17 protein-coding genes are annotated in these 22901 nt (G+C 38.0%); 14 read left to right on the top strand and 3 right to left on the bottom strand.

The window, feature by feature from the left end; genetic code table 11:
* Positions 1 to 123: 123 nt before the first annotated feature.
* From N7931_RS17185 to N7931_RS17195, 3 genes are read left to right on the top strand one after another with little or no spacing between them, the layout of a single operon-like run.
* Positions 124 to 840 (top strand): sulfite exporter TauE/SafE family protein, encoded by a 717-nt coding sequence (locus N7931_RS17185; RefSeq protein ID WP_262795577.1) that lies wholly within the window; start codon positions 124 to 126, stop codon positions 838 to 840.
* A 53-nt stretch (positions 841 to 893) separates the two neighbouring features.
* The gene (locus N7931_RS17190) at positions 894 to 1919 is read left to right on the top strand and encodes a M14 family zinc carboxypeptidase (RefSeq protein WP_262795578.1); all 1026 of its coding nucleotides are present in this window, start codon (positions 894 to 896) and stop codon (positions 1917 to 1919) included.
* A 3-nt stretch (positions 1920 to 1922) separates the two neighbouring features.
* Complete coding sequence (locus N7931_RS17195) at positions 1923 to 2705, top strand: alpha/beta fold hydrolase (RefSeq protein WP_262795579.1); 783 nt, start codon at positions 1923 to 1925, stop codon at positions 2703 to 2705.
* Positions 2706 to 2759: 54 nt separating this feature from the next.
* On the opposite strand, the gene pyk is transcribed toward N7931_RS17195, so the two are convergent.
* Together pyk and N7931_RS17205 are read right to left on the bottom strand one after the other, a co-directional pair.
* Entirely contained in the window at positions 2760 to 4196 is a 1437-nt protein-coding gene (pyk, locus tag N7931_RS17200; RefSeq protein WP_262795580.1) for a pyruvate kinase, read from the bottom strand.
* 113 nt (positions 4197 to 4309) lie between these two features.
* Positions 4310 to 5167, bottom strand: a complete 858-nt coding sequence (locus N7931_RS17205; RefSeq protein WP_262795581.1) for a MurR/RpiR family transcriptional regulator — start codon at positions 5165 to 5167, stop codon at positions 4310 to 4312.
* A 281-nt stretch (positions 5168 to 5448) separates the two neighbouring features.
* On the opposite strand from N7931_RS17205, the gene zwf reads away from it, so the two are divergent.
* From zwf to N7931_RS17230, 5 genes are read left to right on the top strand one after another with little or no spacing between them, the layout of a single operon-like run.
* A complete protein-coding gene (zwf, locus tag N7931_RS17210) occupies positions 5449 to 6915 on the top strand; it encodes a glucose-6-phosphate dehydrogenase (protein ID WP_262795582.1) in 1467 nt (488 codons plus the stop codon).
* A gap of 9 nt (positions 6916 to 6924) precedes the next feature.
* On the top strand, positions 6925 to 7614 hold the full coding sequence (gene pgl / locus N7931_RS17215; RefSeq protein ID WP_262795583.1) for a 6-phosphogluconolactonase: 690 nt from the start codon (positions 6925 to 6927) through the stop codon (positions 7612 to 7614).
* A gap of 17 nt (positions 7615 to 7631) precedes the next feature.
* Positions 7632 to 9452 (top strand): phosphogluconate dehydratase, encoded by a 1821-nt coding sequence (gene edd, locus N7931_RS17220; protein WP_262795584.1) that lies wholly within the window; start codon positions 7632 to 7634, stop codon positions 9450 to 9452.
* Between the two features lie 4 nt (positions 9453 to 9456).
* Positions 9457 to 10404 (top strand): glucokinase, encoded by a 948-nt coding sequence (locus N7931_RS17225; protein ID WP_262795585.1) that lies wholly within the window; start codon positions 9457 to 9459, stop codon positions 10402 to 10404.
* A gap of 12 nt (positions 10405 to 10416) precedes the next feature.
* Positions 10417 to 11055: a bifunctional 4-hydroxy-2-oxoglutarate aldolase/2-dehydro-3-deoxy-phosphogluconate aldolase gene (locus N7931_RS17230; RefSeq protein WP_262795586.1), complete on the top strand. Its 639-nt coding sequence runs from the start codon at positions 10417 to 10419 to the stop codon at positions 11053 to 11055.
* A 137-nt stretch (positions 11056 to 11192) separates the two neighbouring features.
* On the opposite strand, the gene gap is transcribed toward N7931_RS17230, so the two are convergent.
* Positions 11193 to 12191 (bottom strand): type I glyceraldehyde-3-phosphate dehydrogenase, encoded by a 999-nt coding sequence (gene gap, locus N7931_RS17235; RefSeq protein WP_262795587.1) that lies wholly within the window; start codon positions 12189 to 12191, stop codon positions 11193 to 11195.
* Positions 12192 to 12455: 264 nt separating this feature from the next.
* On the opposite strand from gap, the gene malQ reads away from it, so the two are divergent.
* The 6 genes from malQ (at position 12456) to N7931_RS17265 (ending at position 22738) form a co-directional block, all read left to right on the top strand.
* Positions 12456 to 14663 carry a 4-alpha-glucanotransferase gene (gene malQ / locus N7931_RS17240; protein WP_262795588.1) on the top strand — a complete coding sequence of 736 codons (2208 nt, stop codon included), beginning with the start codon at positions 12456 to 12458 and terminating at the stop codon, positions 14661 to 14663.
* Positions 14664 to 14909: 246 nt separating this feature from the next.
* Positions 14910 to 17096, top strand: coding sequence for a 1,4-alpha-glucan branching protein GlgB (glgB, locus tag N7931_RS17245; RefSeq protein WP_262795589.1), 2187 nt, complete (start codon positions 14910 to 14912; stop codon positions 17094 to 17096).
* Positions 17097 to 17131: 35 nt separating this feature from the next.
* Positions 17132 to 19243: a glycogen debranching protein GlgX gene (gene glgX, locus N7931_RS17250; protein ID WP_262795590.1), complete on the top strand. Its 2112-nt coding sequence runs from the start codon at positions 17132 to 17134 to the stop codon at positions 19241 to 19243.
* Between the two features lie 189 nt (positions 19244 to 19432).
* Complete coding sequence (gene gndA / locus N7931_RS17255; RefSeq protein WP_262795591.1) at positions 19433 to 20959, top strand: NADP-dependent phosphogluconate dehydrogenase; 1527 nt, start codon at positions 19433 to 19435, stop codon at positions 20957 to 20959.
* 208 nt (positions 20960 to 21167) lie between these two features.
* The gene (locus tag N7931_RS17260; RefSeq protein WP_262795592.1) at positions 21168 to 22379 is read left to right on the top strand and encodes a PleD family two-component system response regulator; all 1212 of its coding nucleotides are present in this window, start codon (positions 21168 to 21170) and stop codon (positions 22377 to 22379) included.
* 62 nt (positions 22380 to 22441) lie between these two features.
* Positions 22442 to 22738, top strand: a complete 297-nt coding sequence (locus N7931_RS17265; protein WP_262795593.1) for a hypothetical protein — start codon at positions 22442 to 22444, stop codon at positions 22736 to 22738.
* Positions 22739 to 22901: the final 163 nt, after the last annotated feature.

The following is a 22901-nucleotide window of genomic DNA, read 5'->3' on the forward strand; positions in this document are numbered from 1 at the left end:
CATGTGAGAGTAGCACACTGCCAGGCTCTTAATTTGCTCGATAGATGAGCACAAGATATTAAGCCCGACTCGAAAGAGCCGGGCTTTTTTCGTTTTGGATTTTTAATATTTACAGGTGAGAAATTGTCCTTTGAAATTATTGTTTTAGTTAACTGTATTGTGATGATAGGAACTTTAATTCAAGGCATTATTGGCTATGGAATAGGCATGTTTTGTGCGCCTTTATTATTTATGATAAACCCAGAGTATGTTCCCGCGCCAATGGTTTTGCTATCAACTGTACTAACTGTGAGTATGTTACTGAGAGATAAGTCCGATTTGAAAGTTGATCAGGTATCATGGACTATGCTTGGTGGTTTTTTTGGAGTTGTTATTGCCGGGATTATTTTAAATCAAGTAAGCTTACAACAGTTTCAGATTGTATTTGGTTTACTTATTTTATTAGCTGTGATTATTTCAATCATCGGTTATACACCTAAAATTAATAAACTAAATACTTGTATTGCTGGTTATCTTTCAGGCTTTATGGGGACATTAACCGCTGTTGGTGGGCCTCCTGTCGCTTTGTTATACCAAAGGGTCAAAGCGGCTCAACTTAAAGCGAATTTATCCGCTTTTTTTCTATTTTTGAATGTCATTATAGTGACTACACTAATTTGGATTGATAAGTTAACTTTGAATAGTTTAGTGCTGGTAGCCGTTGCTATTCCAGGTTTATTTATCGGTTTTTATTTATCGGGTTTAGTCGCTCGATTTATCAATCCACAACAGTTAAGAATATTTATTTTAATTTTTTCTACTTTAAGTGGCTTTGCCTCAATAATTAAAGCTTTCATATAAACGTCATAAATATCAATTAGCTTAAACCTATTTAATAATAATTAGGTGATGGCTTGAGTAAAAAATTTATTGATGATTATTTACCAGAGCTAAAAAAGATTGAATATTTAATTGATACTTATTCTGAGCAATTAAGCGCGGAAGAGATTGCATCAATCTCTCACAAATCGACCACTTTACCTATTTATGCTTTAAAGCTTGGAAACCCAGATCCCAATCTACCTGCGTTATGCTTTGTGGGTGGGGTACATGGGCTTGAAAGGATTGGCAGTCAGGTTGTTATCGCTTTTTTAGAAAGCTTATTAGGTCGATTAGCTTGGGATATTTCGCTTAAATATTTACTGGATCATATCTCTGTTTATTTTATTCCTTTATTAAATCCAGTTGGGGTTGCACTCCATAAACGCTCTAATGGTAACGGAGTGGATTTAATGCGGAACGCAAAAATAGAGAGTCATGAAAAAACTGCTTTTCTGGTGGGCGGGCACAGGCTATCGCCTAAAATGCCTTGGTTTATGGGTAAGCAGAATACGGATATGGAAATTGAAACCAAGGCTTTAATTAACTTTATCCAACAGCAGTGTTTTAGCCGCAAGTTCTCTTTAGTATTAGATTGTCATTCTGGTTTTGGATTACATGACAGAATTTGGTTTCCATACGCAAAAAGTAAATTACAGCCTATTCATCACATAGGTGAAATTTATCACATTCGAGATTTACTTTTTCAAGCTTACCCATATCAAAATTATATTTTTGAGCCTCAATCACTTCATTATTTATGTCATGGCGATATTTGGGATTATTTATATGATGAGTCCCTTAAACACTCTACGACTTTTTTGCCGCTAACTTTAGAGATGGGATCTTGGCGTTGGGTTAGGAAAAATCCAACGCAGTTAATTAAAAGTTTGGGTTTATTTCATCCAATCAAACCACATAGAGTTAAGCGAGTATTACGGGCTCACTTAGTCTTAATGGAGTTTTTAATGCGGGTATCTGCATCATCAGATTTGTGGTTAGAGGATGGTAAAAGCTTGAACATGGCACATAAAGCAACTGAGCTTTGGTATCATAATTAGTTTATGAATACGTTGATACAAGCTGGGCACTCCAGTGCTATTTTATTAATTAGAGGCTTGATGAGAGAGCAGGGACACTGGTTTGATTTTGCTGAAATTCTAAGTGCTGAATTGCCAAATCTACCTATTTTAAAAATGGATATTGCAGGCAATGGCACAGAGTACCATGGACAAACACCGCAGAGTATTTCATTGATCCGAGAAGAGCTAGCTAACCGGTTTACCCAGAATTATCCAAATATTAAAACGTTATATCTGGTTTCAATCTCAATGGGAGGTATGATTGCAGCGGATTGGGCAAATGCTGAGCCTGATAAAATAAAAAAAATAGTCTTAATTAACTCTAGTTTTGCTGGCTTATTACCTTTTTATCAAAGGCTAAAGTGGCAAAATTATTTTAGTTTATTGAAGCTTCCTTTTTTAAACCTGAGCTCAAAAGAGGCTTTAATTTTTAGTCTAACGACAAACTTAATTTGTTACCCACAATCAACTGAGATAGTCAAAAAATGGATTAACTTGGCTCAGCAGCATCCGGTTGCAAACAGGAATATACTGCGCCAATTATGGGCAGCTGCACGATTTAGATTACCAGAAAATTTGACTGTGCCTACGCTGATTTTTGGATCTGAACGGGATAAATTAGTTGATGTTAAAGCGAGTATGGTATTAGAACAAAAGTGGGATAATTCATCGCTATATATTCATCCAAAAGCAGGGCATGATTTGCCATTAGATGATTCTGAGTGGCTGGCGCCTAAAATTGCTCAATTTATTAAAGAGGACTAGGTTTAGGGTGAAAACCTAGTCCTGAATCAGTTTAGCTTAGTAATAAACTTGTAGTTAACTAACTTTAACTAATTTCATTGTATTGGTTGAACCTATGGTTTCCATAGTATCGCCATGCGTTAAGATAACTAAATCGCCTTTATTTAAATGGCCAGCTTCTTTTAATGATGATAATAAATCATTTCCTAATGATGCAGGATTTGATTTTGTTGAATCAAAAAAGTAAGGCTGCACACCACGGTATAAAGCACAAGTAGTTAGTGTTTTTTCGTGACGAGATAGAGCAAAAATACGAATACCAGAACTAATGCGTGACATTAATTTAGCTGTATTGCCTGATTCTGTTAAACAGACAATGGCTTTAACTCCAGAGGTATGGTTAGCTGCATACATAGCAGAAAGAGCTGTTGTTTCAGAAATTGAGTCGAACTCTTTGCTTAATCTGTGATGTGAAGTCAGAATACTTGGGTGCTTTTCTGCACCAACACACACGCTAGCCATAGACGTTACAGTTTCAAGTGGATATTTACCGGCTGCGGTTTCCCCCGATAACATAACCGCATCTGTCCCATCTAATACCGCGTTAGCAACGTCCATAACTTCAGCACGGGTTGGCATTGGGTTTTCAATCATTGATTCCATCATTTGAGTGGCTGTAATTACCGCACGGTTTAATTTACGTGAGCGGGAAATCAATAATTTTTGTTTGCTAACCAGTGCCGGATCGCCAATCTCAACCCCTAAATCACCACGAGCTACCATAACAACGTCACAATTTGTAATGATATCGTCAATCGCTTCTTCGGTTTCAACCGTTTCAGCTCTTTCTACTTTAGCAACAATTTGAGCATCTAAACCGGCTTCTTGGGCTAATTCTCGTGCATAACGTAAATCTGCGCCGCTGCGAGGAAAAGATACCGCTAAAAAATCAACACCAATTTTGGCGGCTAATTTAATATCTTCTTTATCTTTTGCGGTTAATGCTGGAGCTGATAAACCACCACCTAATTTGTTAATGCCTTTTTTATCAGAAAGCTTACCGCCAATTTTTACTTTTGTGATGATCTTTTGGCCTTCAACTCGGTCAACTGTTAACTGAACTCGACCATCGTCTAATAATAGGGTATCGCCAGAAACCACATCATTTACTAAGTTTTTGTAATCTAATCCAACGGCTTGCTGATGGCCTTCGCCTTTGCCCATTTCCGCATCCAGAACAAACAGGTCACCAATTGTTAAAAAGATAGGGCCGTCTTTAAAGGTTGAAACTCGGATTTTTGGACCTTGTAAGTCACCTAAAATACCAACGCTGCGATTTAAATCTTTTGCGATTTTACGAACCGCTTCTGCTCGTTCAATATGCTGCTCTGCATCACCATGTGAAAAGTTCATACGAACAACATTAACACCCGCTTCGATGATTTTTCTTAACGTATCGCCTTTATCTGTAGCCGGTCCTAAAGTTGAAACTATCTTGGTTCTTCTAAACATTCATCCACTCCCAGTTTGTGTGTGCTGTAATTATATTACAAATAATACTTTAATGGTATGAGGTAGAGTACATCTTTACAACATACTCAGATAACTTCTCAATATAAGTATTTTTAATGATCTCTTAAACCTTTATTAAAACGTGATTCTCGTAAACCATCTTTGACACGTTTTAAGTTTTCTCTGAATTTAGTACCGCGTCTTAGTGTAAAGCCTGTTGCTAAAATATCAATTAATACTAATTGAGCAATACGCGACGACATGGGCATATACATATCTGTATCTTCACTAACTTCAAGTGATAGCACTAAACTGCATTCTTGCGCCAATGGGCTATTGGCGTCAGTAATTCCAATCACGGTTGCATCATTATTACGTGCTTGGGCTGCGCTCTCTACATGGCTTTTAGTGCGGCCAGTATGAGAGATAAAAACAATCACTTCGCCCTCAGAGCTATTTATACAACTCATACGTTGCATTAATACGTCATCAAAACAAATAACAGGCACATTAAACCGGAAAAATTTATTTTGCGCATCGTGAGCTACACTCGCTGATGCACCTAAGCCAAAAAATGAAATTTTACGGGCTTGAGTTAAAATATCTACGGCACGGTTGATGGCTGCGGTATCTAAATGCTGGCGGGCGGTTTCAAGTGCGGCCATAGTTGAATCGAATATTTTTGCGCTGTAAGCATCTGGGCCATCAGCTTCGTCTACATGGCGGTTTACATAAGGGGTGCCACTGGCTAGGCATTGTGCTAAATGCAATTTAAAATCTGGAAAGCCTTTGGTTTCCATCCGTCTGCAAAAACGGTTTACGGTTGGTTCGCTCACATCGGCTGCTTTTGCCAGCGTTGCTATACTGCTATGCATTGCACTTTGAGGTGCTGCCATAATAATTTCTGCAACTTTACGTTCAGACTTACTAAAGCTATTTTGATTCAGAGCAATTTTTTCCAGAATATTCATAATTAGCCTAGCCATTTAATTTGTGACAATGTATAAGATAGTTATTATGCATCAAGCATTCTAGTAATTTAACTACAAAATTACATAATTTGGATATTTTTATGTAATTCGGCTACATTTTTCGATATAATCTGGACTATAAACCGATTGAATAGGTATTCAGCACCTCTTGTTCTGTCAATTGGTTGTAAATTTTCGCTTTTTAGTGTTCAATACCGCGCTTAAATCGCGCTAAGCGCAAACTAGCTACAATCAACTTAAAGACTTAACGGGGAGCTATCATGGTCTCGCAATCAAATAAACCATGTGATTTAGTATTATTCGGTACCAAAGGGGATTTGGCACGTCGAAAGTTATTACCTTCTTTATATCAATTGGAAAAAGCCGGCTTATTAGATGCAAACACTCGCATTATTGGTGTAGCACGTCATGAGCACTCTCAAGCTGAATATGTAGAGTTGGTCGAAGAAGCTTTAAAAACCTTCATGAAAGAAGAAATCGTAGCAGAAGTATGGGATAGATTTTCTGCTAAATTAGATTATTGCATGGTTGATTTAAGAGATATCGCGGACTATGCAAAATTACAAAATCATGTTGATCAAAGTCAGCGTGTAATGGTGAACTACTTCTCAACACCACCATCAATTTTTGGTTCTATTTGCCAAGGTTTATATGAAGCTGGTTTAATCAACAATGAAACTCGTGTTGTATTAGAAAAGCCAATCGGTCACGATTTAGCGTCTTCAAAAGTAATTAACGATCAAGTAGCTAAGTTCTTCAGCGAAAGCCAAACTTACCGTATTGACCATTATTTAGGTAAAGAAACAACACTTAACCTATTAGCTTTACGCTTTGCTAACTCTTTATTTGCATCTAACTGGGATCATAACTGTATTGATCACGTTCAAATTACAGTTGCAGAAGAAGTTGGGATTGAAGGTCGTTGGGGTTATTTTGACGATGCAGGCCAAATGCGTGACATGGTTCAAAACCACTTGTTGCAAGTATTAAGCTTAGTCGCGATGAACCCACCAATTAGCTTAGATGCAAACAATGTACGTGATGAAAAATTACGTGTAATGAAATGTTTACGTCCAATTACTAAAGAAAACGTAGCAGATAAAACCGTACGTGGTCAGTATGCGGCTGGTGCTATCGGCGGCAAAGCTGTACCAGGTTATTTAGAAGAAGAAGGCGCAAATACAGAAAGTAACACCGAAAGTTTTGTTGCTTTACGTGTTGATATAGATAACTGGCGCTGGGCAGGTGTACCTTTCTATTTAAGAACGGGTAAGCGTTTGCCGGAAAAATTAACAGAAATCGTAGTTCACTTTAAAAATATGCCTCATAACATTTTTAAAGACAGCTATGGTAAGTTGCCATCTAACGTTTTAACAATTCGTCTACAGCCGCGTGAAGGCGTAGAAGTTCAGGTATTAAATAAAGTACCTGGGTTAGATGAAAAAATGAATTTGCAAGAGACTAAGCTAGACTTAAGTTTCTCTGAAGCATTTAAAGATGTTCGTATTGCTGATGCGTATGAAAGATTGTTGCTTGAAGCTTTATTAGGTAACCAATCATTGTTCGTTCGCCGTGACGAAGTTGAAGCAGCATGGACTTGGGTTGATGGTATTTTCCAAGCTTGGGAAGAAACTAACGATAAGCCTAAGCCTTACGCAGCAGGTTCGTGGGGACCAGATGCTTCTGCTGAGTTATTAACCAAAGATGGCCGTGAGTGGGATTCATAAGGATATAAAATGCAATTTGTTGACTATAAAAACACGACAGAATTAAATGAACAATTTGCACAGCGGGTCGCCAGTTTACTGGCGGCTGCGATTGCTAAAAAAGGCAAAGCCAGTTTAGTTGTTTCTGGTGGTCGTACACCATTACCTTTTTTCCAGCAATTATCGCAAGCTGACATTGAATGGAACAAAGTGGCTATTACTCTGGCAGATGAGCGTTGGGTAGAACAATCCAGTGACGCCAGCAATACTGCACTCGTTTTAAATAATTTGATTCAAAATAAAGCCTCGGAAGCTACTTTTGTTGAGTTAAAAACCAGCGAAACTAGCGCTTTTGGTGCAGAGCCAAGCGTATCTGCTAATTTAGAAAAACTGTCTTTCCCTATTGATGTCTTGATTTTAGGCATGGGTGAAGATGGTCATACAGCTTCGTTATTTCCTTGTTCAGAGCAAATTGAACAGGGTCTTACCAGCGATGCTGTTTGTTTAGCGGTACAACCGACCACTGCACCACATGAAAGGATGTCTCTAACTCTTAAAGCTTTACTAAATAGTGAACAGATTTTTGTTCACCTTGTGGGTGAAAGTAAAAAGGTTGTGTTAGATAAAGCGTTAGCTGGAAATGACGTAAAAGAAATGCCAATTCGTGCAATTCTTAAGCAAGATTCAACACCTGTAGATGTCATCTGGGCTGAAAAATAGCAGGAGACACCCTCAGTATGAATTCCATAGTGCAGGAAGTAACACAAAGAGTAATTGAACGTAGCCGCGAAACGCGCAAAGCGTATCTTGATAAAGTTGAACGAGCACGGGTAAAAGGCCCGCATCGTGAAGTTTTATCTTGCGGCAACTTAGCTCATGGCTATGCTGCATGCCCTAAAAACGAAAAAGGCGTATTAAAGCAATTTACCAAATCTAATATAGGGATTATTACTTCCTATAACGATATGTTATCTGCTCATCAGCCTTACGAGCACTATCCAAAAATCATCAAGGAAGCGATTGCTGAAACGGGTAGTGTTGCACAGGTTGCCGGTGGTGTTCCGGCGATGTGTGACGGTGTGACACAAGGTCAACCGGGCATGGATTTAAGTTTATTAAGCCGTGATGTAATCGCACTTAGCTCGTGTGTTGGTTTATCTCACAATATGTTCGATGGCGCATTAATGCTGGGAATTTGCGATAAAATCGTACCAGGTTTAGTGATGGCGTCATTAGCATTTGGTCATTTACCATTTGTGTTTGTGCCGGCAGGTCCTATGCCGTCGGGTATTCCTAACTCTGAAAAAACCAGAGTGAGAATGTTACATGCAGAGGGTAAAGTTGGCCGTGATGCACTATTAGAATCTGAATCTGCATCTTACCATTCGCCGGGCACTTGTACTTTTTATGGTACGGCGAATAGTAATCAACTTGTGGTTGAAGTGATGGGCCTGCATTTACCAGGCTCATCTTTTGTTGAAACAGATAGTGTATTACGTAATGCACTGACCAGAGCGGCTTCTAAGCAAGTAACTCGTATTACGCATTTAGGTAACGATTACACGCCAATCTCAAAAGTAATAGATGAAAAATCTGTTATTAATGGGATTATTGCTTTATTAGCAACGGGTGGCTCTACCAACCATACTATGCACTTGGTTGCGATGGCACGTTGTGCCGGTATTATTGTTGACTGGACCGACTTTTCTGATTTATCAAATGCAACACCATTATTAACCCGTATTTATCCAAACGGCTCTGCTGATATTAACCAGTTCCATCAGGCTGGCGGTATGGCTGTGTTGATTAATGAATTATTAAGCGCGGATATTTTACATAATGATGTGCATACCATTTGTGGTCCAGGTTTAGAAAAATATACTAAAACACCGACGATGCAGGACGGTGAATTAACTTGGGTTGATCAACCTAAAAAATCACAAGATAAAACCATTATTGCAACAGCCGAAAAACCATTCAGTTCACACGGCGGTTTACAGGTATTAAGTGGCAATCTTGGCCGTAGTGTCATGAAAACTTCTTCATTACCAGATGGCGATGTGAGCTTTACCGCACCAGCCAGAGTATTTGAAAGCCAGCATGATTTAGAGCAAGCTTTTAAAGATGGTAAATTAGAAGGCGATTTTGTTGCTGTTGTCCGTTTTCAGGGACCAAAAGCAATTGGTATGCCTGAGCTACATAAATTAACGCCGCCACTGGCGATTTTGCAAGACAGAGGACAAAAAGTTGCATTGGTAACCGATGGTCGTATGTCTGGTGCATCTGGTAAAGTGCCTGCTGCAATTCACATGACACCAGAAGCGATTGATGGTGGTTTATTAGCTAAAGTGCACGAAGGTGATTTAATTTTAGTTGATTCAGCCAAAGGTAAGGTTGAGTTATTAGTAGATGCTGATGAGCTTGCAAAGCGTAAAAATGCAGAGCCAAATTTAGTCCCTCAGGAGAGAATAGGGATGGGACGTGAGTTTTTTGGTTCGCTACGATCTCACATGACGGGCGCAGAAGAAGGCGCTTGTAGTTTATTTTTTCAGGATTAATTAAATGACTAAACTCGTCGCAGATATTGGTGGCACAAATATGCGTATTGCGATTGCTGATGGTATTAATGCCATTAGCAACATTCGCAAATATCAGGTAACAGATTACGCATCTCCAGTTGAAACTATCGAAGCTTATATTAAAGAAACAGGGATCGAGCGTCCAACCCATGTGTGTTTAGCAATTGCCTGTCCGGTAAATGGTGATCAAATTACCATGACTAACCATAGCTGGTCGTTTTCAATTGAACAAAGTCAAAAACAGCTAGGTGTCGAAGCTTTATTTGTTATTAATGATTTTACGGCCATTGCGTTATCGGTTCCGTTTTTAACTAACGAGCAGAAAATTCAATTAGGCGGTGAATCAGCTGAGGTGAATAAACCGATTGCGGTTTATGGTGCTGGTACAGGGTTAGGTGTAGCTCATGTAATAGCCCATGAGGGTAAATGGATTGCATTAGGCGGTGAAGGTGGTCATGTTGATTTTGCCCCTAATAACCAGCAAGAAGCAGAAGTTTTAAGCTTTTTAGCAAAAGAATTTGGCCATGTATCGGCTGAAAGGTTAATGTCTGGGCAGGGGATTGCAAATATCTACCGGGCTTTAGCTGCAATCAATAATGCTGCTGAAAAAGAACTAGAGCCATCAGAAATTACCAGCAGAGCGTTGGCAAATTCATGCTCAGTTTGTAAAGATACATTAGATATGTTTTGTAACTTAATGGGCAGCTTTGGTGGAAACTTAGCACTGACGTTATTAACTCAAGGTGGTGTTTTCATTGCTGGCGGAATCGTGCCAAGATTTATTGAGTATTTTGTTAATAGTGGTTTTAGACAAAGATTTGAGGCGAAAGGCCGCTTTGAACCTATTAACAAAAAAATACCAGTCTATATAGTGACTGAAGAACAACCAGGTTTGTTAGGCGCAGCTGCCTATTTAGCCCAAAATTTATAAGGTGTAAAAATTATGTCTACCAGAAACTGGACAATGCAACCACTTGATGTAATGAATGCCGGTAAAGTTGTACCTGTATTAGTGTTTAAAAAACTAGAACATGCATTACCTGTTGCTGAAGCATTATTAGAAGGTGGTATTCGTGTTCTTGAAATCACATTAAGAACTGAATGTGCTTTAGATGCAATTAAATTGATTTCTGAAAAATTACCAGAAGCGATCACTGGTGCAGGAACTGTGACTAACGCAACTCAATTACAAGCAGTTGAAGATCATGGTGCTCAGTTTGCAATTAGCCCAGGTTTAACGCCAGATTTATTAACGGCTGCTAATCAGGGTAAAACTGCATTATTACCGGGGATTGCGAGCATTTCTGAAATGATGCTTGGTTTAGATCATGGTTATGATTGTTTTAAATTTTTCCCAGCAGAAGCAAATGGCGGTGTTAAATCATTAAAAGCAATTGGTGGTCCATTCCCTAACGTTAATTTCTGCCCAACTGGCGGCATTAGCCCTGATAACTTCAAAGAATATTTAGCTTTACCAAATGTTCGTTGTGTTGGTGGTTCTTGGTTAGTACCAAACGATGCTGTTGAAGCAGGCGACTGGAAAAAAATTACTGAGCTTGCAAAAGCTGCCAGCCAAGCTTAATTTATATTTTAGTTTAAATTTAAATAGCCCTTTATGGGCTATTTTTTTACTTTTGAATTCAGGTTTAAAATAAAATTAAAATTCAGAGACAAAAAAACCGCGTTAACGCGGTTTTTTATTTTATAGCTATTTTAAACTTAGTTTTTAGCGATATGAGCTACTAAGTCTAATACCTTGTTTGAATAACCAATTTCGTTATCGTACCAAGATACAACTTTTACAAAAGTATCAGTTAAAGCAATACCTGCTTTAGCATCAAATACAGAGGTACAAATTTCACCTAAGAAATCGTTAGAAACGACTTCATCTTCTGTGTAACCTAAAATACCTTTTAATGTACCTTGTGAAGCGTCTTTCATTGCTGCACAAATTTCTTCATAAGTTGCTGGTTTTTCTAAGTTTACTGTTAAATCAACAACAGATACGTCTGGCGTTGGTACACGGAAAGCCATACCTGTTAATTTACCATTTAACTGAGGAATTACTTTACCTACCGCTTTTGCTGCACCAGTTGAAGATGGGATAATGTTTTGGCTTGCACCACGACCACCGCGCCAATCTTTAACAGAAGGGCCGTCAACTGTTTTTTGAGTAGCAGTTGTTGCGTGAACGGTTGTCATTAAGCCGTCTTTAATGCCCCACTTATCATTTAAAACTTTAGCTAGTGGTGCTAAACAGTTTGTTGTACAAGATGCATTTGAAACAATGTCCTGTCCTTCGTAAGCGTCTAAGTTTACGCCACAAACAAACATAGGTGTATCATCTTTAGAAGGAGCAGACATAACTACTTTTTTCGCACCAGCAGTAATATGTTTACGAGCAGTTTCGTCAGTTAAGAATAAACCGGTTGATTCAACAACAACGTCTGCACCAATAGCATCCCATTTTAAATCTTCTGGGTTACGTTCAGCAGTTACACGAACTGTTTTGCCATTTACGATTAAGTTACCGTCTTTTACTTCAACGTCACCTTTGAAACGACCGTGAGTTGAATCGTACTTTAACATGTAAGCCATGTATTCAACGTCGATTAAATCGTTGATACCAACGACTTCAATATCATCGCGTTCAACAGAAGCACGAAAAACGAAACGACCAATACGGCCGAAACCATTAATACCTACTTTAATAGTCATAGTTGTTCCTAAACTGATTGTTGATAAATATAGTTTTTAAAATTGGGTATATATGTGTAAGAAAACGCTAAGCAAAACGAGTTCTTGGGTTACCACTTTATGTAAAAAACGAGGCTTATTATACAAAATATATATGACAAAAACTCGTAAAAATTTCGCTAATTAAACAAATTGCATGAATTTTTTGGCTATTTTAAAAATAGCTGGATGAAATATAACAAGATTCAGTTATGCTAGAGCTAATTATCGGCTAAGGAATATTTTATGGATAACGAACTGATTGATCAGGTTGCAAAAGCCAGAGGTATTGAAACTCAGTATATGAATGCTTGGGGTAAAGAAGCTCAGGTTGAACCCGGCAGTAAAGCCAAGTTACTAAAAGCAATGGGTTATGCAATCGATAATAAAGATAAGTTGTTAGCGCAGTTAGAAGATGAAAAGTGTGACTATTGGCTCTCGTTATTAAATCCGGTCACTATCATTCGGGATGACGAATCCATTGAGTTTGAATTACGAGTACCGATTGTACTGGCAACACAAACTTTAGTTTGTAAAATTCAGACTGAACAAGACGAGACAATCAGCCAAGATTTTTCACCGATCAATTTTATGTTGGTTGATGCTGAAGTCGTTGATGAGCTTGAATATCAAGAATATTTAATTGAACTTAATGCTAAAATTGGACTTGGTTATCACACATTAGCCTTATTTGATGAAAACAATAATCAAATTGCCAGCCAGAGTTTAATTATTGCGCCGCAGCGTTGTTACCAGCCAGATCCCATTATGCAAGGGCATAAAGTATGGGGAACCAGTATTCAGTTATATTGTTTAAAAAGTGAAACTAACTGGGGAATTGGGGACTTTTCTGATTTAAATTTTGTGGTTAGCCAAATCGCTAAATTAGGCGGGCAGTTTGTTGGCTTAAACCCGATTCATGCGCTTTATCCGGCAAATCCTAATAGCTGTAGTCCTTATAGTCCATCATCAAGACGCTGGCTTAATATATTTTACATTGACCCTCAGGTTGTTGAAGGATTTGCTCAATCAGAACAGATTCAACAGCGGATTCATTCTAGCGAGCATTTAACTTTATTAGCGCAAGCCAGAGAAGCTGAGTATGTGGATTATGATAAAGTTGCAAAGCTCAAATTACCGGTATTTGATTTATTATTTAACTGGTTTAAACAGCAGCATTTAAATACCGATTCGGCACAGGCAAAATCATTTAATCACTTTATTGAGCAGGGTGGTGAATCATTAAAATTACAGGCTTGTTTTGATGCAATTCAGGAATCGTTAATTCAGCAGGATATTCAAGCCTGGGGCTGGCCAAGTTGGCCTGAGCATTTAGCTGAATTTGAGCAGCCGCAAGTTAATGAGTTTATTGAAAAACATGCCGACAGAATTTTGTTTTTCCAATATTTGCAATGGATTGCACAAAACCAATTAGAAAATTGTCAGCAAACGGCTGAGCAAAATAATATGATGATTGGTTTATACCGTGATTTAGCCGTCGGTGTGAGTTCTGGTAGCGCCGAAGTTTGGGCTAACCGAGATTTATATTGTGCGGAATTAAGTGTTGGTGCACCGCCAGATCCTTTAGGCCCGCAAGGCCAAAGTTGGGGCTTGCCACCAATGGATCCTAATCAATTATATAAACAAAATTATCAACCTATTATTGATATGTACCGAGCCAATATGCAGGCCTGTGGTGCGCTTAGAATTGATCATGTAATGGCGTTATTAAGGCTCTGGTGGGTGCCTGGCTCAGAGCATGCAACTCAAGGCGCTTATGTTTATTATCCAATTGACGATTTATTAGCTATTTTATGTTTGGAAAGCCAGCGCAATCAATGCATGATAGTGGGTGAAGATTTAGGCACAGTACCGGAAGGCATTCGTGAAGTGTTTGCTGAAAATGGCTTATTATCTTATCGGGTTTTCTTTTTTGAAACCGCACCGGATGGCGGTTATTATTCACCTGTACATTATCCAAAACAAGCCATGGCTGCACTCACTACTCACGATTTACCTACCTTAAAAGGATTTTGGCATTGCTTGGATCTGGATTTAGGCCAAAAACTAGGCGTTTATCCGGATGAAGATAATTTAAATCAATTACGCCATAGCCGGCATCATAGTAAGCAGCGTATTTTAGATAGTTTACATGGTCATGGTGTTATCGACCCCGCAACGCCAAGAGATGCAATGCAAGTGGCGATGAGTAAAAGCCTAAACTTTGATATTCAAACCCACATGGCGCATGCCAACAGTGTGTTATTGAGTTTACAACTAGAAGACTGGTTAGAGATGGATTTGCCTGTCAATGTGCCCGGAACTTGTGATGAGTATCCAAACTGGCGGCGTAAATTGAGTCATTCTTTAACTGACATTTTTTCACAGCCAGATATTCAAGCATTAGCCAACAAGTTGACTCAGGTTCGCGGCGAAAATTTAGCCAGTGATTAATTCAGCTTTATTAATGTATTGAAAGCCAGCTCATTTTGTTACAAACTGGCGTTGGTGTTATCTAAATGTCTAATATAGCGAACAAATTGTACGTTATATTAGATATTAAATTTTTATAATATTGTTCACCTTTATTTATGCAATCGCTTTGTCAATTAGTGTGGGATTAACGCTATTTATTCCAAGCCGTATTTAAGGAATGTGTCCTGCATAAAATAAATATCTTTTATACAACGGGATTTTTGTATGCTCGCAAACCAATTAAATCAAGTAAAAGTTCATAACCCATTTGATCATTTAGGAACCATTGAAAACGCTAAAGGAAATTTGCAGACAATTCGGGCTTGGATCCCTCACGCGCTTAAAGTTGATGTATACGATTTTAGTAATGACCAATTATTAGGCTCACTTGAACAAATTGATGCCAACGGCTTATTTGAAGCCGCTTTAAAGACATTAACCCCACAAACTGTTTATTATTTTAAAGTTAAAAATGATGAGCATGAATATCAGGTAATCGACCCTTATCAATTTAAAGATCATGCTTTTCATGCGGTTCATTATGTAAATAATCAGCCGGAAAATATCTACCATCAGTTAGGTGCACAATTATTAGAGCTGGAAACACCGGCAGGTAAAATACAGGCAACACGTTTTGCTGTTTTTGCACCTAATGCAACCGCTGTGAGTGTTATCGGTGACTTTAATTATTGGGACGGCCGTTACCATCCTATGCAAAAAACCAATTGTGGACACTGGGTTTTAGTGATCCCGGGTGTTCAAGCTGGTGCTCGTTATAAATATGAAATTAAAGATCCAATGGGGAATCAGCTACCTCACAAAGCAGATCCTGTCGGATTCTATGCTGATCAGTATCCATCGCATGCTTCTATTGTTTATGATCATGAGCAATATCAATGGAATGATGAAAACTGGCTCAAAGAACAAGCCAAAGTAGATCGTTACAAATCACCAATGGCGGTTTATGAGCTTCATGCTGCAAGCTGGAAACCTAAATATTCAGAAAAAGGCCGAGAATTACTCAATTATCACGAGTTAGCTGATGAGTTAATTCAATACGTTAAAGAAATGGGTTATACCCATATTGAATTAATGCCAATTGCTGAACATCCTTATGATGGTTCTTGGGGTTATCAACCTGTTGGCTTGTTTTCGCCAACTAGCCGTTTTGGTAAACCGGACGATTTTAAATATTTTGTTGATCAATGCCACCAAAACGGGATAGGCGTGATTATGGATTGGGTGCCAGCGCATTTTCCGGAAGATGGCCACGGTTTAGCCCGCTTTGACGGCACTTATGTTTATGAATATGAAGATCCACGTCGTGGTTGGCATCCAGACTGGAATTCATGTATTTACGATTTTGGTAAAGACACAGTTCGTCAATTTTTAATTGCCAGTGCGTTAATCTGGTTAGATAAATATCATATTGATGGGCTGAGAGTCGATGCTGTAGCCAGTATGCTTTATTGGGATTATTCACGTGATGAAGGCGAATGGGTACCCAATATCGACGGTGGTAATGAAAATTACGAAGCGGTTAGCTTATTACGTTGGTTTAATAAAGAAGTTTATCAAAAATATCCACACGCTTTTACGGTTGCAGAAGAATCAACAGCGTTTCCTAAAGTATCAAAACCTGTTTACGAAGGTGGCTTAGGGTTTGGCTTTAAATGGAATATGGGCTGGATGCATGACAGTTTGCACTTTATTTCAAAAGATCCGGCTTATCGAAAATATCATCATAATGAAATTACTTTTTCTATGGTGTATGCCTATAACGAAAACTTTATTTTGCCAATCTCACACGATGAAGTTGTACATGGTAAAGGATCTATGTTGCGTAAAATGCCGGGGGATGAGTGGCAGGCTGCGGCTAATTTAAGATCTTACGCTGCTTTTATGTATGCGCATCCGGGTAAAAAACTAAACTTTATGGGTAATGAAATAGGTCAGACAAGCGAGTGGAATCATGCTGGCTCGGTTGAGTGGTTTTTACTGGAATACGATAAACATAAAGGCATTCAAAACTTATATAAAGACTTAAATAAACTATATACCAGCTATCCAGCTTTATATGAAAAAGATCATGAATCCGGTGGATTTGAATGGATTGAGCATCAGGATGCCGGACAAAGTATTTTATCTTTTGTTCGTAAAGCGCAAAGCAGTGAACAAAAAGTTTATGTAATTAGTAATTTTACCCCTGTACCTCGCGAAGGTTACCGTTTAGGGGTAAAAGAAAAAGGCCAATATAAACTCTTATTATCAACTGACCGTAGCCAATACTGGGGCAGTGACTTTGGTAGTAGCGAGCTATTTGAAGCTGAGGCTCAAGCATGGCAAGGGCAAGAGTTTTCAATCATGCTGGATCTACCTCCACTGGCAACTGTTTATGTTTTATTTGAATAATCAGACGTTTGAATAAATAAGGATAGGGGAGCAGGATGAAACATTTACAAGATACAAAATTAGCAAGCGTAGATGGTTTTGATGTCTACTTAGGTAGCGCCAACCATTTAGGCTCCAATTATTATCAAGGTAAAGGGACTAATTTTGCGGTATATGCCCCCGATGCCGAAAAAGTCGAACTGTGTTTATTTGATAAAGACGAAAACGAAATAGCTAAAATCCCGATGCCGGGTAAAAAAGGGCGGGTATGGCATGTATTTGTTAATGATGTCACCCCCGGTCAGTTATACGGATATCGGGTTTCAGGAAAGCATAATCCTGAGTTAGGTTTTTTTCATGATCCCAATAAATTATTAATTGATCCTTACGCCAAAAAACTCAACCGTGCGGTATGCTGGGATGAACGTTTATATCAGGGTGATTCTCAATACATGGTGCCCAAATCAGTTGTGATTGACGACTGTGATTTTGACTGGCAGCAGAGCTGTAAACCCAATACGCCAGATTCCGATACCGTCTTATATGAGTTGCATGTTAAGGGATTTACCAAACAGCACCCTAAAGTGGATGAAAGTAAACAAGGTACATATCTTGGCTTAATTGAACCCGAAGTGCTGCAATATTTAAAAGAGCTTGGGGTGACCAGTTTACAGCTCATGCCAGTGATGAGTTTTATGTCAGAACCCCGCTTGGTTAAGTTAGGGTTAAGTAATTATTGGGGATATAACCCGATTAACTTCTTTACCCCAGATCCAAGATATGCAGTCGAAGATTCTGTTTTAGAATTTAAAACTATGGTCAGAGAGCTGCATAAAAATAACATAGAAGTCATTATGGATGTGGTATTTAACCACAGTGCAGAAGGTGGTTTTGATGGCCCTGTGTTATCGTTTCGTGGATTAGATAATCGCAACTTTTATTTGTTTGAAGAAAACGAGCAAGGCCAGAAAGATTACGCCAAGTTAGTCAATAATACAGGCTGCGGCAACAGCATAAATCTTGATAATCCTTATGTACTACAACTAGTGACTGCCTCGTTAAGATACTGGGTTGAAGAAATGCAGGTGGACGGATTTCGATTCGACTTGGCGGTTAGCTTAGCGCGAGAAGGCAATGACTTTGATAATTACTCCGCATTTTTTAAAGTCTTATTTCAAGATCCGGTATTAAGTCAGGTTAAATTAATTGCCGAACCTTGGGATATAGGCTGGGGCGGTTATCGTTTAGGACAATTCCCTGAAAACTGGCACGAGTGCAACGATAAATTCCGAGATACAGTAAAAGGCTTCTGGCATGGGCAATCATCTTTATTAGGTGATTTAGCCACCCGTTTACTTGGCTCTCGGGATGTATTTTTAAAAGGCATTCGCTCAATTAATACCAGTGTTAATTATATTGCTTACCATGACGGATTTACTCTGCATGATTTAGTGACTTACAACGAAAAGCATAACCAAGCTAATGGTGAAGATAACCGTGATGGGCATGGGCATAACTTATCTTGTAACCATGGCGTAGAAGGACCGAGTAACAGTACAAAAATAAACAAACTTAGGCAGAAACAAAAACGTAATTTATTAGCGACTTTATTTTTATCACAAGGGACACCGCATTTATTAGCAGGTGATGAAATAGGTAGAACGCAACTAGGTAACAATAATGCTTATTGTCAAGATAATACTATTAGCTGGTTAAATTGGCAGTTAACTAAAGCAGACAAATTGTTATTAAATTTTGTAAAGCAATTAATTAAATTACGGCATTCAAGTCAATTATTACATTCACTAGCCCTCGAAGATGATAATTACTTCGGCCAAATAATTAACCACAAAGTCAATTGGTTTCAGGCTAATGGAGAAGTAATGAATGAAAAAGCATGGAATGATTCTCATAATTTTAGCCTTGCACTAGAGCTTGCTTGTTGTAGCCAGGAACATTGTGCAGAGCAAGACAGGTTTTTAATGTTGATTAATGCTGATCATAATGATTTACATTTTACTCTGCCCAAGTTAGGTAAAAACCAATATTGGTCATTAATTTTTGATACAGCTCTTGAAGATAATAAATTTGATAAACTCAATAAATTATCAACACACTATAATCAAGAAGGAAATAGTTTTACCTTGTTGAAAAGATGTTTTAATTAAAGGCTTTTTTAATTTAATTTTAACAACTTCTAATGGTCATATTAATCGCATTTATGACCTTTATGATGCTTATAATGTAAGCTTATCTAATACAGGCTTTTCTGTGCCTTATCTTTGTAGCCTAGTGAGCGCTTTTTAGCTAAAATATGTCGCGATTTTCACAAGCTGACGAATATAGGAACAGAATATATGTCGAGCACGACTCCACTTTGCCAAATCGGTTTAATCGGTTTGGGTGTAATGGGTAAAAGCTTAGGCTTAAACCTGGCAGACAACGGTTATAAAGTTGCCGCATTTGATTTAGACGCAGAAAAAGTTCAGGGTATTTTAACTCAAGACGAGATTGAACGTGGCGAGCAAGACGCGCGCGTAGTTGGTTGTTCATCATTTGAAGATATGTTGAGCAAGCTTGAAAAGCCATATTTAATTATTTTATCTATTCCTGCTGGTAAGCCGGTAGATATTGTATGTGGTAAATTAATGGAAGCCGGTATTTCACAAGACGATATCGTTGTTGATACAGGTAACAGCTTATGGACCGATACAGTTGAGCGTGAAAAACAATATAACGGCAAATTTATTTTCTTCAGTTGTGCTGTTTCTGGTGGTGAAGTGGGTGCTCGTTTTGGACCATCTTTAATGCCATCTGGCGACAAAGCTGGTTGGGCACGTTTAGAGCCTGTATTAGAAGCGATTTCAGCTAAAGTAGATCCAAATACAGGTTTACCTTTAGTGAACAATGAACCAGGCAACCCAGTTAAAGAAGGTGAGCCTTGTGCGGCCTATATCGGCCCAACAGGTGCTGGTCACTATGTGAAAATGGTTCACAATGGTATTGAATATGCCGACATGCAATTAATTTGCGAAGCTTACCAAAGCTTACGTACTGCATTAAACTTAACGCCAAAAGAAATTGCAGCGATTTTCCGAGAGTGGAACAAAGGCCCGTTAAACAGCTACTTAATCGAAATTTCGGCTGAAGTATTAGATCAAGATGATCCTGTTACTGGCAAGCCAATTGTGGATGTGATTTTAGACGTTGCAGGCCAAAAAGGAACTGGTTTATGGACTGCGCTGGGGAGTTTAGAAATTGGCTCACCAGCTATGGCTGTAACCGCTTCTGTTTATGCGCGTTGTTTATCAAGCTTGAAAGACAACCGTGTTAAAGCTTCAACAATCTTAAAAGGTCCAGAAGTTACATTAGTATCTGACAACGAAAAAGCAGCTTATATCCAACGAGTTCATGATGCTTTATACTGTTCAAAAATCTGTGCTTATGCGCAAGGTTTTGAATTAATGAAAAAAGCAGGCGAGCAACAAGGTTGGGATTTAGACTTTGCTGCAATTGCTAAAATCTGGCGTGCTGGTTGTATCATCCGTGCTGTATTCTTACAGTCAATCACAGATGCATTCAACAAAGATAAAGAATTAGCAAACTTATTAATGGATGATTTCTTTGCTGGTCAAGTTGAAAAATTCCAAGCTAACTGGCGTGAAGCGATAGTTGATGGTGTGCGTTTAGGTGTTCCTATGCCATGTTTCACTTCATCACTTGCTTATTTTGATTCTTATCGCAGCGAAACAACTTCTGCAAATTTATTACAAGGTCAACGTGATTTCTTTGGTTCACACACATTTGAACGTGTAGATGAGCCGCGTGGTCAGTTCTACCATGTAAACTGGTCTGCTGATCGAGATATCGTTCGTATTAAGTAAAAATATATTTACCGGTCAATTTAGCCTTATTTTGGCCGGTAATTTTGATTATTTCATTACCTACCTATTTATTATCTTCCCCTTATTTTAGCTAACTAAATTCGACGATTTTACTTTTATTAACTATACATTATTTAACACTCGATTTTTCCTGTAAAAATACTATCTTATAATTATAACATCGGACAGTTCACTAAACGGAGAAAGCATGTCTACAGACATTCTATTAATTGATGATGATAAAATGACTCATAAATTTATAGGGAGTCAATTAGAAGATAATTTTAATCTGATTCATGCTTATAATGGTTCTCAAGGTATAGTTGAAGCTAAGCAAAATAAGATTGCCCTTATATTACTAGATATAGAGATGCCAGGAGAAAATGGATATCAAGTTTGTGTCAAGTTAAAACAAGATAGTGAAACCAAAGATATCCCAATCATTTTTTTATCCGGTAAAAACAAAGTTGAAGAGATCATTAAAGGCTATGAAGCAGGTGCAGATGATTACATAGTTAAGCCCTTTGATATGAGTTTTTTACAGACTAAACTTTGGGTGATTAATAATTACTACTCTGAAAAACAGCTACTAAGCGAACAAATAAAACAAGCTGAAAGCACTGCTTTTACTGCAATGACAGGCAATAGTGAATTGGGTCAAGTGATTAGCTTTGTTGAAAAAAGTTATGGCGTAAGCTCGGTCGAGGAGCTTGCTGAGCAGTTTTTAACTTTAACCCGAAATTGGGGATTAAACTGTTTGATTTATTGTGAGCTAAGTCAAAAAGAATATTACTTTTCATCCAAAGGTATTGTGAAACCACTTGAAAAAAAACTGATGCAGACCGCTCGAACGGATAAACGATTTGTTGATTTTGGTGCTCGGACAATTATTAATTACCCTAAAGTTAGCTTGTTAATTAAAAATATGCCGCTTGATAATGATGAGGTTTATGGCAGGCTTAAAGATTTATTTCCTTCGCCACTGGGTGCTATGGATGCAAAACTACATGCTTTAGAGGTTGAAAGAGCGCTAAATGATCAAGCTGAACGATTAACACTAACTTTTCACGAAATGAAAACTCGATTAGTTAATTTGACTGCTCAGTTGAATGAAAATCAACAACAAGGTTATCAAAAAATGCGAGAGATGTTTTATGAGCTTGAAGCTCGTATTCCTACTTTAGGGTTGGATGATGATCAAGAAAAATATATTTTAGATAGTGTAATGAATACAATAGAACAGGTAACTGAAAGTGTAATCTCGTCAGATGATACCAATAAAACTTTAGCGAGTGTATTAGTGACTATGCAACACTTAGTTGATGAACAAGCACAAATAGTTGAACATGTTAAACAAAATGAAAATCGTTACTTTGAATCAGAAGAAGTATTTTCGGAAAATGACATAGAGTTATTTTAAAATCATTGGAGATAAGCTTGAGGGTATTTGCTTTATTTATTTTTCCTTTTTTGGCGAGTTGTGTGCAATTAAAAGTATTACCGGAAAACGGTTTAAAAGATTCCATTCATGAAACTAAAGAAGCTTACAACGAATATAAATTACGTAAAAAAGGTGGTAAAAGACGTGATTTAACCAAACAAATCACGATGATTGACGGTAATCGCCAACAGACCGAACAAGTGTGTTTAAGTGAGCTACGACAACAAGTTGAAACAGAATCTTTAACTAAGCCTGTAGTAGAAATATCGGCTAAAACTAGCCAACTCCAATCCGAAAACTTAATAGAATGTAATTTAGTTGCTTATGTTTGGCCTTAAATGTAGTAGCTAATACCTGATCTTACAGTTTAGACGAATAGATTTGGATTTCATTTAACAGACAGCTATGAGCGAATAACAGATCTTAGTTCGCTTTTTATTGAACGTTGGCTCTCAGACTAAAAACAGACAACGGATTTACTATTAGAAGATTTAAGACTTC

The organism is Catenovulum sp. 2E275, assembly GCF_025515275.1.
Classification (GTDB): domain Bacteria; phylum Pseudomonadota; class Gammaproteobacteria; order Enterobacterales; family Alteromonadaceae; genus Catenovulum.

What these genes read in the sequence shown, in the direction of transcription:
- N7931_RS17195 (WP_262795579.1), top strand. Translation starts at nt 1,923, where the DNA reads ATGAATACGTTGATACAAGCTGGGCACTCCAGTGCTATTTTATTAATT.
- pyk (WP_262795580.1), bottom strand. Translation starts at nt 4,196, where the DNA reads ATGTTTAGAAGAACCAAGATAGTTTCAACTTTAGGACCGGCTACAGAT.
- N7931_RS17205 (WP_262795581.1), bottom strand. Translation starts at nt 5,167, where the DNA reads ATGAATATTCTGGAAAAAATTGCTCTGAATCAAAATAGCTTTAGTAAG.
- zwf (WP_262795582.1), top strand. Translation starts at nt 5,449, where the DNA reads ATGGTCTCGCAATCAAATAAACCATGTGATTTAGTATTATTCGGTACC.
- pgl (WP_262795583.1), top strand. Translation starts at nt 6,925, where the DNA reads ATGCAATTTGTTGACTATAAAAACACGACAGAATTAAATGAACAATTT.
- edd (WP_262795584.1), top strand. Translation starts at nt 7,632, where the DNA reads ATGAATTCCATAGTGCAGGAAGTAACACAAAGAGTAATTGAACGTAGC.
- N7931_RS17225 (WP_262795585.1), top strand. Translation starts at nt 9,457, where the DNA reads ATGACTAAACTCGTCGCAGATATTGGTGGCACAAATATGCGTATTGCG.
- N7931_RS17230 (WP_262795586.1), top strand. Translation starts at nt 10,417, where the DNA reads ATGTCTACCAGAAACTGGACAATGCAACCACTTGATGTAATGAATGCC.
- gap (WP_262795587.1), bottom strand. Translation starts at nt 12,191, where the DNA reads ATGACTATTAAAGTAGGTATTAATGGTTTCGGCCGTATTGGTCGTTTC.
- malQ (WP_262795588.1), top strand. Translation starts at nt 12,456, where the DNA reads ATGGATAACGAACTGATTGATCAGGTTGCAAAAGCCAGAGGTATTGAA.
- glgB (WP_262795589.1), top strand. Translation starts at nt 14,910, where the DNA reads ATGCTCGCAAACCAATTAAATCAAGTAAAAGTTCATAACCCATTTGAT.
- glgX (WP_262795590.1), top strand. Translation starts at nt 17,132, where the DNA reads ATGAAACATTTACAAGATACAAAATTAGCAAGCGTAGATGGTTTTGAT.
- gndA (WP_262795591.1), top strand. Translation starts at nt 19,433, where the DNA reads ATGTCGAGCACGACTCCACTTTGCCAAATCGGTTTAATCGGTTTGGGT.
- N7931_RS17260 (WP_262795592.1), top strand. Translation starts at nt 21,168, where the DNA reads ATGTCTACAGACATTCTATTAATTGATGATGATAAAATGACTCATAAA.